The organism is Methylobacterium sp. WL7, from assembly GCF_008040085.1.
Lineage (GTDB): Bacteria > Pseudomonadota > Alphaproteobacteria > Rhizobiales > Beijerinckiaceae > Methylobacterium > Methylobacterium mesophilicum.
In genome coordinates, this window is the sequence record NZ_VRVG01000040.1 from 1 (window position 1) to 13,216 (window position 13,216).

The 13,216-nt window shown below is 67.4% G+C and carries 12 protein-coding genes; 3 read left to right on the plus strand and 9 right to left on the minus strand.

The annotated features are described in order from the left end of the window. Positions 1–266: 266 nt before the first annotated feature. The 3 genes from FV233_RS12720 to FV233_RS12730 all read left to right on the plus strand — a co-directional run bounded on the left by FV233_RS12720 (position 267) and on the right by FV233_RS12730 (position 4,028). Positions 267–1,043: a helix-turn-helix transcriptional regulator gene (locus FV233_RS12720; protein WP_147897686.1), complete on the plus strand. Its 777-nt coding sequence runs from the start codon at positions 267–269 to the stop codon at positions 1,041–1,043. 175 nt (positions 1,044–1,218) lie between these two features. Next, the gene (locus FV233_RS12725) at positions 1,219–3,162 is read left to right on the plus strand and encodes a cytochrome C oxidase Cbb3 (RefSeq protein ID WP_147897687.1); all 1,944 of its coding nucleotides are present in this window, start codon (positions 1,219–1,221) and stop codon (positions 3,160–3,162) included. A 20-nt stretch (positions 3,163–3,182) separates the two neighbouring features. Next, positions 3,183–4,028, plus strand: coding sequence for an oxidoreductase (locus FV233_RS12730; protein ID WP_147856240.1), 846 nt, complete (start codon positions 3,183–3,185; stop codon positions 4,026–4,028). A gap of 107 nt (positions 4,029–4,135) precedes the next feature. Here the strand turns inward: FV233_RS12730 and FV233_RS12735 are convergent, their stop codons facing one another. From FV233_RS12735 to urtA, 9 genes are all read right to left on the minus strand, one after another. Continuing rightward, positions 4,136–4,705, minus strand: coding sequence for a peptidase S14 (locus tag FV233_RS12735; RefSeq protein ID WP_147856241.1), 570 nt, complete (start codon positions 4,703–4,705; stop codon positions 4,136–4,138). Between the two features lie 27 nt (positions 4,706–4,732). After that, complete coding sequence (locus tag FV233_RS12740; protein ID WP_147856242.1) at positions 4,733–5,788, minus strand: aliphatic amidase; 1,056 nt, start codon at positions 5,786–5,788, stop codon at positions 4,733–4,735. A 203-nt stretch (positions 5,789–5,991) separates the two neighbouring features. After that, positions 5,992–6,309, minus strand: a complete 318-nt coding sequence (locus FV233_RS12750) for a zinc ribbon domain-containing protein (protein WP_147897688.1) — start codon at positions 6,307–6,309, stop codon at positions 5,992–5,994. Between the two features lie 158 nt (positions 6,310–6,467). Next, the gene (gene fmdA, locus FV233_RS12755) at positions 6,468–7,697 is read right to left on the minus strand and encodes a formamidase (RefSeq protein ID WP_147897689.1); all 1,230 of its coding nucleotides are present in this window, start codon (positions 7,695–7,697) and stop codon (positions 6,468–6,470) included. 230 nt (positions 7,698–7,927) lie between these two features. Continuing rightward, complete coding sequence (gene urtE / locus FV233_RS12760) at positions 7,928–8,692, minus strand: urea ABC transporter ATP-binding subunit UrtE (RefSeq protein WP_246689972.1); 765 nt, start codon at positions 8,690–8,692, stop codon at positions 7,928–7,930. A gap of 2 nt (positions 8,693–8,694) precedes the next feature. Further along, positions 8,695–9,480 carry an urea ABC transporter ATP-binding protein UrtD gene (gene urtD / locus FV233_RS12765; RefSeq protein ID WP_147854519.1) on the minus strand — a complete coding sequence of 262 codons (786 nt, stop codon included), beginning with the start codon at positions 9,478–9,480 and terminating at the stop codon, positions 8,695–8,697. A gap of 7 nt (positions 9,481–9,487) precedes the next feature. Then, the gene (urtC, locus tag FV233_RS12770) at positions 9,488–10,660 is read right to left on the minus strand and encodes an urea ABC transporter permease subunit UrtC (protein ID WP_147854520.1); all 1,173 of its coding nucleotides are present in this window, start codon (positions 10,658–10,660) and stop codon (positions 9,488–9,490) included. A gap of 10 nt (positions 10,661–10,670) precedes the next feature. After that, the gene (urtB, locus tag FV233_RS12775) at positions 10,671–11,597 is read right to left on the minus strand and encodes an urea ABC transporter permease subunit UrtB (protein WP_058191212.1); all 927 of its coding nucleotides are present in this window, start codon (positions 11,595–11,597) and stop codon (positions 10,671–10,673) included. Positions 11,598–11,867: 270 nt separating this feature from the next. Then, on the minus strand, positions 11,868–13,136 hold the full coding sequence (gene urtA / locus FV233_RS12780) for an urea ABC transporter substrate-binding protein (RefSeq protein WP_147854521.1): 1,269 nt from the start codon (positions 13,134–13,136) through the stop codon (positions 11,868–11,870). Between the last annotated feature and the right edge of the window lie 80 nt (positions 13,137–13,216).

The window sequence follows — 13,216 nt, forward strand, 5'->3', positions numbered from 1 at the left end:
GACCCCAAACGCGTGGCCGCCAGCCAGCGAAAACCCAAGCCGCGGTCTACCGAGCCCGCACGCCAGACCAACGCCCATGTCGCAACCGCCAGGGTTCTGGCAAATCAAACACCTTGAAAGGGCTGGGCTGCGAGCCCTTTGGAAACCCAGGATTTGGCGTCGAGTCTGGAATAGGGCCGCGTTAAAACACAATAACACGCTCTAGGTCAGGCGGCGGTGATATTCTCGCGTGCGAGGATCAAGGTTCGTCGCGGAAGGCTCAGACGGTGATCGACGGCATCCGGGTCTCAGACGAGGTCGCAGTTATCCGGTACGACGGCGATCGCTTCGCGAGCCCACTTCATCGCCACGCGCGGGCGCAACTCCTCTACGCGATGGCGGGCGTGATCTCGGTCACGACCGACAGCGGGACCTGGGTGGTACCGCCGAGCCGGGCAGTCTGGCTTCCTCCGGACACGGACCATGTCACCACCAGCCATGCCGGGATCCGCTTCCGCTCGCTGCTGATCGACACGACCGGGTTCGACGGTGTCCCGGATTGCTGCAGGGTCGTCGAGGTCACGCCACTCCTGCGCGAGCTGATCCTCAAGCTCGCCGCCCTCACGGAGACGCAGGGCGACCGCGCCGTCTCAGAAGCCGTGATCTGCCTGCTCATGCTGGAGTTGGCGTTCCTGCCGGTGCAGCCGCTCGACCTGCCGGCTCCGACGCAGGCCGGCCTGGCGGATCTGTGCGACCGGATCCGCAGCGATCCCGCCCGCGCGCATTCCATCGCGGCGGCGGCCGCCGAACTCGCCATGAGCCGGGCGACGTTCATGCGGCAGTTCAAGCGCGAGACCGGAATGGGATTCGGCCGGTGGTGCCAGCAAGCCCGGATGCTCCACGCCCTGCCGCTGCTGGCGGAGGGCCGGGCCATCCTCGATGTCGCGCTGGATTGTGGCTACGACAGTCCGAGCGCCTTCGCGGCCGTATTCCGACGCTCCTTCGGGCGCCCGCCGAGCGCGTACTTCCGGCCGCCGCCTGCGGAAAGCGTCGACCGGGGCTGAACGCGCCGTCGCGGATCGGACCGATGGGCGGTTCGGACGCCGGCCCCCCTGGCGAGAACGTGACACCCCGTCCCGCCCGCCCGGATGAACCTCGGCCGCGGATGCCCGTTGAACGCCGGCCGCCGATCCCCGCACGCCCGCGGGGCGGATCGGCCACGGACATCGAAGACCGTTCATGGGTTGGCCCCGCCGCATCCTCCTCGCCGCCGGCCTCGCGACCGTCGCGGCCGGTGTCACGATCAGCCTCGGGCACTTCAGCTACGCGCCGATGCCCGACAGGGCCGACCTGCTCAACCCCGATCGCTACCCGATCCAGACCGCCTTCGACGTCCTCGGGCGCCGGGTCTCGCGTGCCGAAGCGGACCACCTCGACGGCACCGAGGCCGGCCGAAAGGAACTCTCGGCCGGGAGCGGCGCCGTGGCGATCGATCCCGCCATGGTCGAGCGCGGGCGGCAGGCGTTCTACCAGGAGACGTTCGGCAACGAGGTCTTCCTCACCGACGTGATGGGCATGCTCGATGGCGGCCTGACGCCCACCGCGGTTGCCCTCGCGGTCACCAAGCTCGGCGGGCAGGGCACCACCAACCTGCAGGTCGCCATGGCCCGGGACATGCGCGTCGGCGACCGCACCTACCGCACGGGCGAGCTGGTCCCCACCGGGCTCGACGTGCCGAAGGGCGGCGCGTTCATCATCGGGATCAAGACCTTCTCGGACCGGGGCCATCTGCGGATGGGCATCACCTGCGCGCTCTGCCACGCCGCGGTCGATCCCGGCACCGGCAAGGTCGTCGAGGGGGCGCCCAACACCGACCTCAATGCCGGGCTGCTGGTGGCCCTGGCCAAGAACTCGTCCGCCTACTTCATGCACGCCAGCGTGAGCCAGGCCGATCCCCCGCAGGCGGGTTCGGCCGGAGCCGGGCCGGCCCTGCCGGATGCCGAGGCCGTCGAGGCCGCCACCAAGGTCCAGGTCGCGAGCTGGCCGCCGGGCAGCTTCGATTCCTCGGCCGACCGGGTGACCAACCCGACCTCGATCCCGTCGAGTTTTTCCGCCCACGGCGAGCCGTACAGCTGGAGCGGGCGCGAGGCGGTGGGGCCGTTCGCCGGCCTGTCATCGCTCAACAACAACGTCCACGCCGCCAACTCCGATACGACCCAGCTCGCCGCCGCCGCGCCCTGGCTGTTCGGCATGGATGCGGAGACCTATCTCGGCATCGTCCTGCGCGGCGCGGCCACCGAGTCCTTCCGGTACACGCCGGGCGAATCCCGCAAGCCTTCGGAGGTCCTGCGCAGCGTCGATCCGACGCCGGCCTCGCCCGGGCTCAACAGCTACGCGGTGCTGCCGACCTATCCGGCGACCAACTACGTCACCGACAACGGACTGTTCACCTCGGTGCAAGGCGAGCCGGTCAACCACGCCAACAACGCCATGTCGGCGTTCCAGAACCTGCTTCACCCACCAACCGCACAGCAGGATCCCGCCGCCGTGAATGCGGGGCGCGCCGTGTTCGACAAGGCCGGCTGCGGCGCCTGTCATTCGGGCCCGGCGCTGACCAATCACCGGATCATCCCGGATGGCGAGATCGGCACCGAGCCGACCCGGGCCAGGGCCGGGGCCAAGATGGAGGCGCGGCTCTCGCCTCCCAGCCTGTTCGCCACCGATACGCCGTTCCCGCTCCCGGCCGATCCGGTGATCGTCCCGGTGCCGCTGGCCGGCGACAAGCTCGCCCAGGTTCAGCTTGCCTGGGGGCAGGGGGGAACCGAAGGCGGCTACAAGGTTCCGAACCTCGTCGGCCTGGCCTGGACGGCGCCCTACCTGCACGATTCCGGCATCGCGGTCGGCCCCGATCCGGCGACGCAGCGCGGCGTTTCGGGCACGGTGTACCGCGGCATCGCCCCCGATCCTTCGAACAGTCTGCGTGCTCTGATCGACCGTGACCTGCGGGCTCAGGTGATAGCGGCGAACAAATCCTCGGATACGGCGCGCATCGCACGCGTTACCGGCGAAGGACACGCGTACTGGGCCGACGCCGCCTCCGGCGTCGCGCGGCCGGACCAGGACGCACTGATCGCCTACCTGCTGTCGATCGACACCCTGACCGAGCCGGCGGCGACGCCCTGATCCGAACGGGACACACCAGCATGCCCAACGCCCAACCGGTCTGGTTCATCACCGGCTGCTCCACCGGCTTCGGCCGGGAACTCGCCAAGCTGGTCATCGCCCGGGGCTGGCGGGCGGTGGTGACCGCCCGCGACCGGGCCAAGGTCGCCGACCTGGCGGAGGGCGCCCCCGACCAGGTCCTGGCGCTCTCGCTGGACGTCACCGACGCGAGCCAGATCGCCCAGGCGGTCAGCGAAACGTCAAAGACATTCGGGCGGATCGACGTCCTCGTCAACAACGCCGGCTACGGCTACCAATCCTCGATCGAGGAGGGCGAGGACGACAAGATCCGCGCCCAGTTCGACGCCAACGTGTTCGGCCTGTTCGCCCTGACCCGGGCGGTGCTGCCGGTGATGCGGGCGCAGCGCTCCGGCCATGTGCTCAACGTGACCTCGGTTGCGGGCTTCGTCGGCTTCCCGGCCTCGGGCTATTACGCCGCCACCAAGCACGCCGTGGAAGGGTTCTCCGACGCGCTCAGCGCCGAAGCCGGCCCGCTCGGCATCCGGGTCACCTGCATCGAGCCGGGCCCGTTCCGCACCGACTGGGCCGGGCGCTCCCTGATCCAGACCCCCAGCACCATCGCCGACTACGCCGAGACCGCGGGCGCCCGCCTGAAGGCCACGTCCGAGAAGAGCGGCACCCAGGCCGGCGACCCGGTCCGGGCCGGCGAGGCGATGATCCGGGTGACCGAGATCGACAACCCGCCGCGCCACCTCGTGCTCGGCGCCTGGGGTTACGAGGCGGTCACGACCCGGCTGAATCAGCGGATCGCGGAAATCGAGGCGTGGCGCGCGACGAGCTTGGAGGCGGATTACCCGGAGGGGTGAACGTCGTCGCGACCGCACCAACGTGGTCGCAGGAGGGTTGATACGGCTTCGGGGCGGATCGCGCGTTCGACGCCGGCGTCGCGATGCAAGGTCGACGGCAGGCCTGCTCAGATCACCGCCTCGATCAGCCCCCGCGACCGCGCCTCGTCCGCTTCGAGATACCAATTGGCCGGCGCCTTCTCCAGCACCTCGTCGAGGGTCACGTCCGAGCCCTGGATGAGATTGGAAAACCCCTCGTTCTGGATCACGATCGAGCACTCGATCTCGTGGAGGGTCGCCTTCACGGCGGCGATGCAGGTGGTGAGCGGCCCCTGGACCTGGAGCTGCTTGTTCATCTTGCGCTCGTGGATCATCAGCCGCGTGCCCCGGGTGAGATAGCGGTTCGGCCGGGCGAAGAAGCTCATGAAGGTCGTGCCGGCCGAGTAGATCGCGGCCTTGCCGAGGAAGACGAACCGTCGGTCCGGGCTCATCTCGGTGTGGTAGCGGATGTCCTCGCCCATCATCCGGGCGACCTCCGGGTCGCCGCCAAGCGTCGAGAGCTCGATCACCACGATCTGCCGGTCGCCGGCCTCGGCGAACTGGCGGCGGAAATCCTTGTACATGTCGTAGTCGACCGGGCCCGACAGCAGCACCGCGGGGCTGCGGAACGCGGTCGGGCCGAGGGGCGTGGTGTCCATGGGGGCCTGTGATCCGTTGCTGGGGTCTCAGCGCACCGGGTCGGGCGCGCCTTCGCCTTTGCCGACGAACGGGATGCCCGCGATCGGGCATTCCTCGGTGCCGACAGAGTGCCGGGTAATGGCCCGAACGGCGTCGCGGGTTCCGTCGGGATCCTCGATCCAGCGCCGGTAGAACTCGTAGGGGCATTCCGACAGGCCGTGCCGGTTCTCCTTGGAGTTGATCATGCCGGTGTAGCCGCGGTGGAGCAGCTTGAAGAGGTGGTTCTCGGATTGGCCGTGGGCGCGCGAGTCCCGGATCAGGAATTTCGACAGGGCGGCGTACTGGATGCCCATCTCCTCCTCGCCGCACTCGCCGAGCGTGCGGCCGTCGAAGCCGATGATCGCCGAGTGGCCGAAATAGCTGTAGACGCCGTCGAAACCGGCGGCATTGGCCACCGCAACGTAGGTGTTGTTGGCGAACGCCATCGCCTTCGACATCAGGATCTGCTGTTCCTTGGCCGGGTACATGTAGCCCTGGCAGCGGATGATCAGCTCGGCCCCGCGCATGGCGCAGTCGCGCCAGATCTCGGGATAGTTGCCGTCGTCGCAGATGATCAGGCTGATCTTGAGGCCCTTCGGCCCGTCCGAGACGTAGGTGCGGTCGCCAGGATACCAGCCCTCGATCGGCGTCCAGGGCATGATCTTGCGGTACTTCTGCACGATCTCGCCCTGGTCGTTCATCAGGATCAGGGTGTTGTAGGGGGCCTTGTTCGGGTGCTCCTCGTGGCGCTCACCGGTGAGCGAGAACACGCCCCAGACCTTGGCCTCCCGGCAGGCGGCGGCGAACACCTCGGTCTCCGCCCCCGGCACGGACGAGGCGGTCTCGTACATCTCGGCGGCGTCGTACATGATGCCGTGAGTGGAGTATTCGGGGAAGATCACGAGGTCGAGCCCGGGCAGGCCGGTCTTCATGCCGACGATCATCTTGCCGATCGCCTTGGCGTTCTCCAGCACCTCGGCGCGGGTATGAAGGCGGGGCATCTTATAGTTCACGACGGCGACGCCGACGCTGTCCTGGCTGGACGAGATGTCTCCGTGCATCATGGCGTGGGTTCCTCCTGGCTTGCGATCTCCCTCCCCCCTCTGCGGGGGAGGGTGGCCCGGCCGTCAGGCCGGGTCGGGAGAGGGGAGCGACGTGTCCGGAAAGGTCGTGACGGGCTTCACGTCCTGAACCGTCGCGCTGCCCCTCTCCCGCCCCGCATCCGCGGGGCACCCTCCCCCGCAGAGGGGGGAGGGTGGCTGGTAGTTCAGTGGCTGATCATCCAGGGCCGCGCGCTCGGGAAGCTCTTGGCCGCAGCGGGGGCCGAGGCCGTCTTCTTCGGAGAGCAGCAGCCGCAGCCGGCGCCGTGGCCCGCCGAGCGCCGCGGCGCGTGGCGGCTGCGCTCGTTGGTGGCGTGGGCCGCCTTGAGCCCCGCATCCATGCCGGAGATCCGCGGTGCGGTGCGGAAGGCCCGTTCGCAGGCTGCCCCGCAATCCGGGCAAGCGTGCGGATCCTTGAACTCCGCCATCGGCCGCATGGCGGTGAACGGCCCGCAGGCCTGGCAGGCGTAATCGTAAACGGGCATTTCGAGGCTCCCGGCGAAATGTAAGGGCGCGGGTCCCCTCTCCCGTGCGGGAGAGGGACAGGGTGAGGGGACAGGTCTTTCCGGAAATGTCGCATCCCTCACCCCAACCCTCTCCCGCACGGGAGAGGGGGCCGGTCGCATCCGTGACCGGCGGCAGATCACAGGTCCGGCGAGAGCGGCATCTGGATCGAGCCGTCGAGGAACTTCGTCGGCCCGTCGGCACCGGGATTGATGTCGAACTCAAAGATCTTGGTGGGAATCCACAGGGTCGCGCAGGCATTCGGGATGTCGACCACCCCCGAAATGTGCCCCTGCACAGGCGCCGTGCCGAGGATGGAGTAGGCCTGGGCGCCCGAATAGCCGAACTTCTTGAGGTACTCGATCGCGTTCAGGCAGGCCTGCCGATAGGCGATGTGAACATCCAAATAATGCTGGCCGCCGTGCTCGTCGACGGAGATGCCCTCGAAGATCAGGTGGTCGTCGTATTTCGGTGTGATCGGCGACGGCTTGAAGATCGGATTCTTGATCCCGTACTTGGCCATGCCGTCCTTGATCAGCTCGACCTTGAGATGGACCCAGCCGGCCATCTCGATGGCGCCGCAGAAGGTGATCTCGCCGTCGCCCTGGCTGAAATGCAGGTCGCCCATCGAGAGGCCGGCGCCCGGCACGTAGACCGGGAAGTAGATCTTCGAGCCGCGCGACAGGTCCTTGATGTCGCAATTGCCGCCGTGCTCCCGGGGCGGGACCGTACGGGCGCCCGTGGCGGCGGCCGCGTCCTTCGCCTCGCCCTTCAGCCGGCCCATATGGGCGGTCGGGCCGAAGGGCAGGGTGGCGAGCGCCGGCACGCGCTCCGGGTTGGTGTCGTAGAGCGCCTTCTCCCGGGTGTTCCAGGTCTCCAGCATCTTCGGATCGGGCAGGCAGCCGATCAGGCCGGGATGGATCAGGCCGGGGAAGCGCACGCCCGGCACGTGGCGGGACTTGGTGAACAGGCCCTCGAAGTCCCAGATCGACTTCTGCGCCTGGGGGAAGTGCTCGTCCAGGAAGCCGCCGCCGTTCTTCTTGGAGAAGAACCCGTTGAAGCCCCACTGGCTCTCCGGCTTGGCGCCGATGTCGAGCAGGTCCACCACCAGCAGGTCGCCCGGCTCGGCACCCTCGACGCCGATCGGACCGGACAGGAAGTGGACGATCGACAGGTCGATGTCGCGCACGTCGTCGGCGGAATCGTTGTTCTTGATGAAACCGCCGGTCCAGTCGTAGGTCTCGACGACGAAATCGTCGCCCGGCTTGACCGTGGCGACCATCGGGATGTCGGGGTGCCACCGGTTGTGCACCATGTCGTTGTCATAGGCCGATTGCGTGAGATCGACCTTGATCAGCGTCTCGGGCATTTTTTACGACTCCCTGCTGCGATCTTGACTGCCAAGTCTTCACGGACGGCCGCGCGAAATTGTCCGGCGCGACACGCCCCCTTCTCCCGTTCGGGAGAGGGCTGGGGTGAGGGAGGAGAACCCTCCGGAGAGGGCACGCCCCTCACCCTGTCCCTCTCCCTCAGGAGAGGGGACCCGCGTCCGACGCGGGACCGGGCATTGCCTTCGCTGGCGTCGAAGCCGGCGGATCCTCAGACTGAGAGGAACCGGGCGACCTGCGCCTCGTCGATGCCGTCGCGGGGCGCCTCGTGCACGATGGCGCCGTTCTCCATGACGATGACCCGGTCGGCGACGTCGAGGGCGAAGCTCAGCACCTGCTCGGAGACCACGATGGAGAGGCCGCGGTCGTCGCGGATCTTCTTGAGGGTCCGGCCCATCTCGCGGATGATCGAGGGCTGGATGCCCTCCGTGGGCTCGTCGAGCAGCAGCACCTTCGGCCGGCTGGCGAGCGCCCGGGCGATGGCGAGCTGCTGCTGCTGGCCGCCCGACAGGTTGCCGCCGCGCCTTCCCTTCATCTCCAGCAGGACCGGGAACATGTCGTAAAGGTCCTGCGGCACCTTGCGGGCGCCGGTGACGGTCAGGCCGGTCTCGATGTTCTCCTGGACCGTCATGGTGGAGAAAATCATCCGGCCCTGCGGCACGTAGGCGAGGCCCTTGGCGACCCGGGCGTGGCTCTTGAGCCCCGCGACCTCCTCGCCCTCGACCCGGATCGTCCCGGATTTGACGGGCACGAGGCCCATCAGGGTCTTCATCAGGGTGGTCTTGCCCATGCCGTTGCGGCCCATCACGGCGACGATCTCGCCGGGCGCCACCGAGAAGCTGAGCCCGTGCAGGACCTCGCTCTGGCCGTAGGCAGCGTGGAGGTCGTGGACGGCGAGCGCCGGAGCCACATCGGGAATCGCGACGTGCGGAGGCGCCTTGACCAGGGGCGGGTGCGCGGTCTGGAGCGAGCCCATCGTCAATGTCCCAGATACACTTCGATGACCTTCGGGTCGTTCTTGACCCGCTCCATCGAGCCTTCGGACAGCACCTTGCCCTGGTGCAGCACGGTCACCCGGTGGGCGATGTCCTCGACGAACTTCATGTCGTGCTCGATCACCAGGACCGAGCGGCCCTTGATGATCTGGTTGAGCAGCTCCGCGGTCTTGATCCGCTCGCCGACGCTCATCCCGGCGACCGGCTCGTCGAGCATCAGAAGCTCCGGGTCCTGGATCAGCAGCATGCCGATCTCGAGCCACTGCTTCTGGCCGTGGCTCAGGAACTCGGCCCGCTCCTTGAGCTGGTCCTTCAGGAAGATCGTCTCGGCGATCTCGTGGATCCGGTCGCGGACCTCGGCGTCGCGCTTGAAGGTGAGGGCGCCGAACACGGTGCGCCCGCGGGGGAACGAGATCTCTAGGTTCTCGAACACCGTGAGGTCGTCGTAGATCGATGGCGTCTGGAACTTGCGGCCGACCCCGGCCTGTACGATCGCGCTCTCGGTGAGCTTGGTCAGCTCCTGGCCCTTGTACTTGATCGATCCGGCGCTGGCCCGGGTGCGCCCGCAGATCAGGTCGAGCACCGTGGTCTTGCCGGCGCCGTTCGGGCCGATGATCACCCGGATCTCGTCCGGGTCGACGTAGAACGACACGTCGTTGACCGCTTTGAAGCCGTCGAACGAGACGGTCAGCGCCTCGACGGCGAGGAGGTAATCGGGCGGCGCGGCCTCGGCGCCGACCACGGGGGAGGAGAGGATCGCGGCGTTCATGACATCCTCACTCGGCCGGAGCGCCGTGGGGCGGGACGATGGTGGTCTCGGGGGGGCGCAGACCCTTCACCCGGCGGGTCAGGCGGGGCTCGATCTGCTCGCGCCAGATGCCGGCCAGACCGTTCGGGAAGGCGAGCACCACCGCGATGAACAGGGCGCCGAGGCCGAACAGCCAGAGATCCGGAAAGCTCTCGGAGAAGCTGGTCTTGGCCCAGTTCACCAGCAGCGTGCCCCAGACCGCGCCGAACAGCGACAGGCGCCCGCCGACCGCGGCGTAGATCACCATCTCGATCGAGGGCACGATGCCCACGAAGGAGGGCGACATGAACCCGACCTGCAGGGTGAACATCGCTCCGCCGATCGCCGCGAAGGCGGCCGCCAGGCAGAAGGCGAAGACCTTGAAGCCCGCCACCGAGTAGCCCGAGAACCGGACCCGGTCCTCCTTGTCGCGCATGGCGACGAGGATCCGCCCGAGCTTCGACTTCTTCACGTATTGCGCGGCGAGGATGCAGGCCAGCAGCAGGCCGCCGTTGACGAAGTACAGGATCACCTTGGCGTGGTCGGTGCGGATGTCCCAGCCGTGGAGGGTGCGCAGGTCGGTGATGCCGTTGATGCCGCCGGTGTAGCCCTGCTGGCCGACGATCAGGATCGTCAGGATCGCGGCGATCGCCTGGGTGATGATCGCGAAATAGGTGCCGCCGACCCGGCGCTTGAACATCGCATAGGAGATGATGAAGGCGAACAGGACCGGAACCGCCACCACCAGGATCAGGGTCAGCGGCAGGCTCTTGAACGGCAGCCAGAACCACGGCACCGCGGTGATCTGGTTCCAGTCCATGAAGTCCGGGATGCCCGGCGTCGACTGGATTTTCGTGTTGGCGACGCTCGAAGCTTCGAGCTTCAGGTACATGGCCATGCAGTACCCACCCAAGCCGAAAAATACGCCCTGGCCTAAGGACAAAATACCGGCATAGCCCCAGCAGATCACGAGCCCGAGGGCCACGAAGGCGTAGGTCAGGTACTTGCCGACGAGGTTGAGGCGGAACCCGTCGAGCGCCAGGGGAAGGACCACCAGGATCACCCCGGCGAGCAGAGCCAGGCTCAGCCACTCCACCGGCTTCATGAACGGGTTGTCGTTGACGGTGACCGACTTGGTCAGGGTCTGGACCGGATTGGTCATCGGGAAATCCTCAGCGCCGGACCTTGAGGGTGAAGAGGCCCTGCGGCCGCAACATCAGGATGCCGACCACCGCGAGCAGGGTGATCACCTTGGCCATCGAGCCGGAGAGGAAGAATTCCAGGGTCGATTGCGTCTGCGAGATCGAGAAGGCCGACGCGATGGTGCCCAAGAGGCTCGCGGCGCCGCCGAACACGACGATCAGGAAGGTGTCGACGATGTAGAGCTGACCCGAAGTCGGCCCGGTCGAGCCGATCATCGTGAAGGCCGAGCCGGCCACGCCCGCGATGCCGCAGCCGAGGCCGAACGTGTAGCGGTCGACCTTCTCGGTATCGATGCCGACGGCGCCGGCCATGGCGCGGTTGGCCATCACGGCCCGGACCTGCTGGCCGAAGCGCGAGCGGTAGATCAGCAGGGCCACGCTGACCGTGATCAGGATGGTGATGGCCATCACGAACAGGCCGTTGACCGGGATCTCGATCGTGTCGGTGACCTGCACCGAGCCGATCAGCCAGGACGGCAATTCGACGCCGACCTCGCGGGCGCCGAAGATCGAGCGGTAGGCCTGCTGCAGGATCAGCGACAGGCCCCAGGTGGCGAGCAGCGTGTCGAGCGGGCGCTTGTAGAGGAACCGGATCAGGCTCCACTCCACCAGCATGCCGAGCGCCCCGGAGGCGAGGAACGCCAGCCCCATCGCGACGAAGAAGTAGACCGGGAACAAAGCCGGCAGGTAGCTCTGGCAGAACGCCGAGCAGAGATAGGTGACGTAGGCCCCGAGGATCATGAACTCCCCGTGGGCCATGTTGATCACGCCCATCTGCCCGAAGATGATCGCCAGTCCCAGCGCCATCAGCAGGTAGACCGAGAACAGGATCAGGCCGGCGAAGCCCTGCATGGCGAAGATCGCGCCGAGGTCGCCGAGGGAATACTCGCCCAACATTTTCTCGTGTCTCCCGCGATCTAGCTGGTGTGGTGATCGTCCGGAGCGAGGTCTTTCCCGCCAGGTGCCACCGGATTCAGACGATGCCGGTTGAGGCGCAGGTCCCCTCTCCCGTGCGGGAGAGGGACAGGGCGAGGGATGCGACCTCCCCGGAAAGACCTGGTCCCTCACCCCAACCCTCTCCCGCATGGGAGAGGGGGCTTGTCGCGGCCTTCTCAAGCCGCGGTGCGAACATCAGAACCTGCCAGGGCAGGGAAGTACCGGCGGCGACTACTGGTAGCCCTTCGGGAACGGATCCGGCTTGATCAGTTCCGGGCTGGTGTAGACGATCTCGAACTGGCCGTCGGGCTTGGCCTTGCCGACCCGGGTCTTCGACCAGAGGTGATGGTTCTCGTCGATCCGGACGTAGCCCTCGGGGGCGCCCTTGAACTCCAGGCCCGGGGAGGCGGCGACCACCTTGTCGACGTCGAAGGAGCCGGCCTTCTCGCAGGCCATCTTCCACAGGAACGGCCCGAGATAGGCCGCCTGGGTGACGTCGCCGATCACCGTCTTCTCGCCCCACATCTTCTTGAAGGCGGCGACGAAGGCCTTGTTGTTCTCGTTGTCGATCGACTGGAAATACTTCATGCAGGCATAGGCGCCGGCGATGTTCTCGCCGCCGATGCCGTCGATCTCGTCCTCGGTGACCGAGATCGTCATCAGCACCTGCTTCGACAGGTCGATGCCCGCCGCCTTGAGCTGCTTGTAGAACGCCACGTTCGAGCCGCCGACCACGTCGGTGAAGATCACCTTCGGCTTGGTGAGCTTGATCTTGTTGATGACGGAATTGAACTGGGTGTGGCCGAGCGGGAAGTATTCCTCGCCGACCACCTTGCCCTTGAGCACGTTCTCGACGTGCTTGCGGGCGATCTTGTTCGAGGTGCGCGGCCAGATGTAGTCGGAGCCGATGAAGTAGAAGCTGTCGCCGCCCTTCTCCTTGTGGACCCAGTCGAGCCCGGCGAGGATCTGCTGCGTCGCCTCCTGGCCGGTGTAGAAGACGTTCTTGGACTGCTCCAGGCCCTCGTAGAAGGTCGGGTAGTACAGGAGGCCGTTGTACTGCTCGAACACCGGCAGCACCGCCTTGCGCGAGGCCGAGGTCCAGCAGCCCATCACGGCGGCGCAATGGTCGTTGACCAGGAGCTTCTTGGCCTTCTCGGCAAACGTCGGCCAGTCGGAGGCGCCGTCCTCCTGGATGATCTTGATCTTGCGGCCGAGCACGCCGCCGGCCTCGTTGATCTGGGCGATGGCGAGCTTTTCCGCCTCTTGGGCGCCGGTCTCGGAGATCGACATCGTGCCGGTGACCGAGTGCAGGATGCCGACGGTCACCTCGGTGTCGGTCACGGCGAGCCCGGTGGTGTTCACCGCCGAGGTCGGGGCCGCGGCCCAGGCGCCGCGGGGCATCAGCGCGAGGGCCGGTGCGCCGGCCAGTCCCATCAGCAGCCTGCGCCGCAGCGGGGAATGCAAGCCGTTCTTCGCGCCGGTCTCGGTGTCGTCAGCCATCGTGCCTGCCCTGGTTCGCGTCCGGGCCTCGCGTGGCGCCCCGGATCGACCAGTCCAGGCTAGGTCTTCGGTCACGCTGC

Coding starts and splice junctions, on each gene's coding strand:
- FV233_RS12725 (WP_147897687.1), top strand. CDS start 1,219: ATGGGTTGGCCCCGCCGCATCCTCCTCGCCGCCGGCCTCGCGACCGTC.
- FV233_RS12730 (WP_147856240.1), top strand. CDS start 3,183: ATGCCCAACGCCCAACCGGTCTGGTTCATCACCGGCTGCTCCACCGGC.
- FV233_RS12735 (WP_147856241.1), bottom strand. CDS start 4,705: ATGGACACCACGCCCCTCGGCCCGACCGCGTTCCGCAGCCCCGCGGTG.
- FV233_RS12740 (WP_147856242.1), bottom strand. CDS start 5,788: ATGATGCACGGAGACATCTCGTCCAGCCAGGACAGCGTCGGCGTCGCC.
- FV233_RS12750 (WP_147897688.1), bottom strand. CDS start 6,309: ATGCCCGTTTACGATTACGCCTGCCAGGCCTGCGGGCCGTTCACCGCC.
- fmdA (WP_147897689.1), bottom strand. CDS start 7,697: ATGCCCGAGACGCTGATCAAGGTCGATCTCACGCAATCGGCCTATGAC.
- urtE (WP_246689972.1), bottom strand. CDS start 8,692: ATGGGCTCGCTCCAGACCGCGCACCCGCCCCTGGTCAAGGCGCCTCCG.
- urtD (WP_147854519.1), bottom strand. CDS start 9,480: ATGAACGCCGCGATCCTCTCCTCCCCCGTGGTCGGCGCCGAGGCCGCG.
- urtC (WP_147854520.1), bottom strand. CDS start 10,660: ATGACCAATCCGGTCCAGACCCTGACCAAGTCGGTCACCGTCAACGAC.
- urtB (WP_058191212.1), bottom strand. CDS start 11,597: ATGTTGGGCGAGTATTCCCTCGGCGACCTCGGCGCGATCTTCGCCATG.
- urtA (WP_147854521.1), bottom strand. CDS start 13,136: ATGGCTGACGACACCGAGACCGGCGCGAAGAACGGCTTGCATTCCCCG.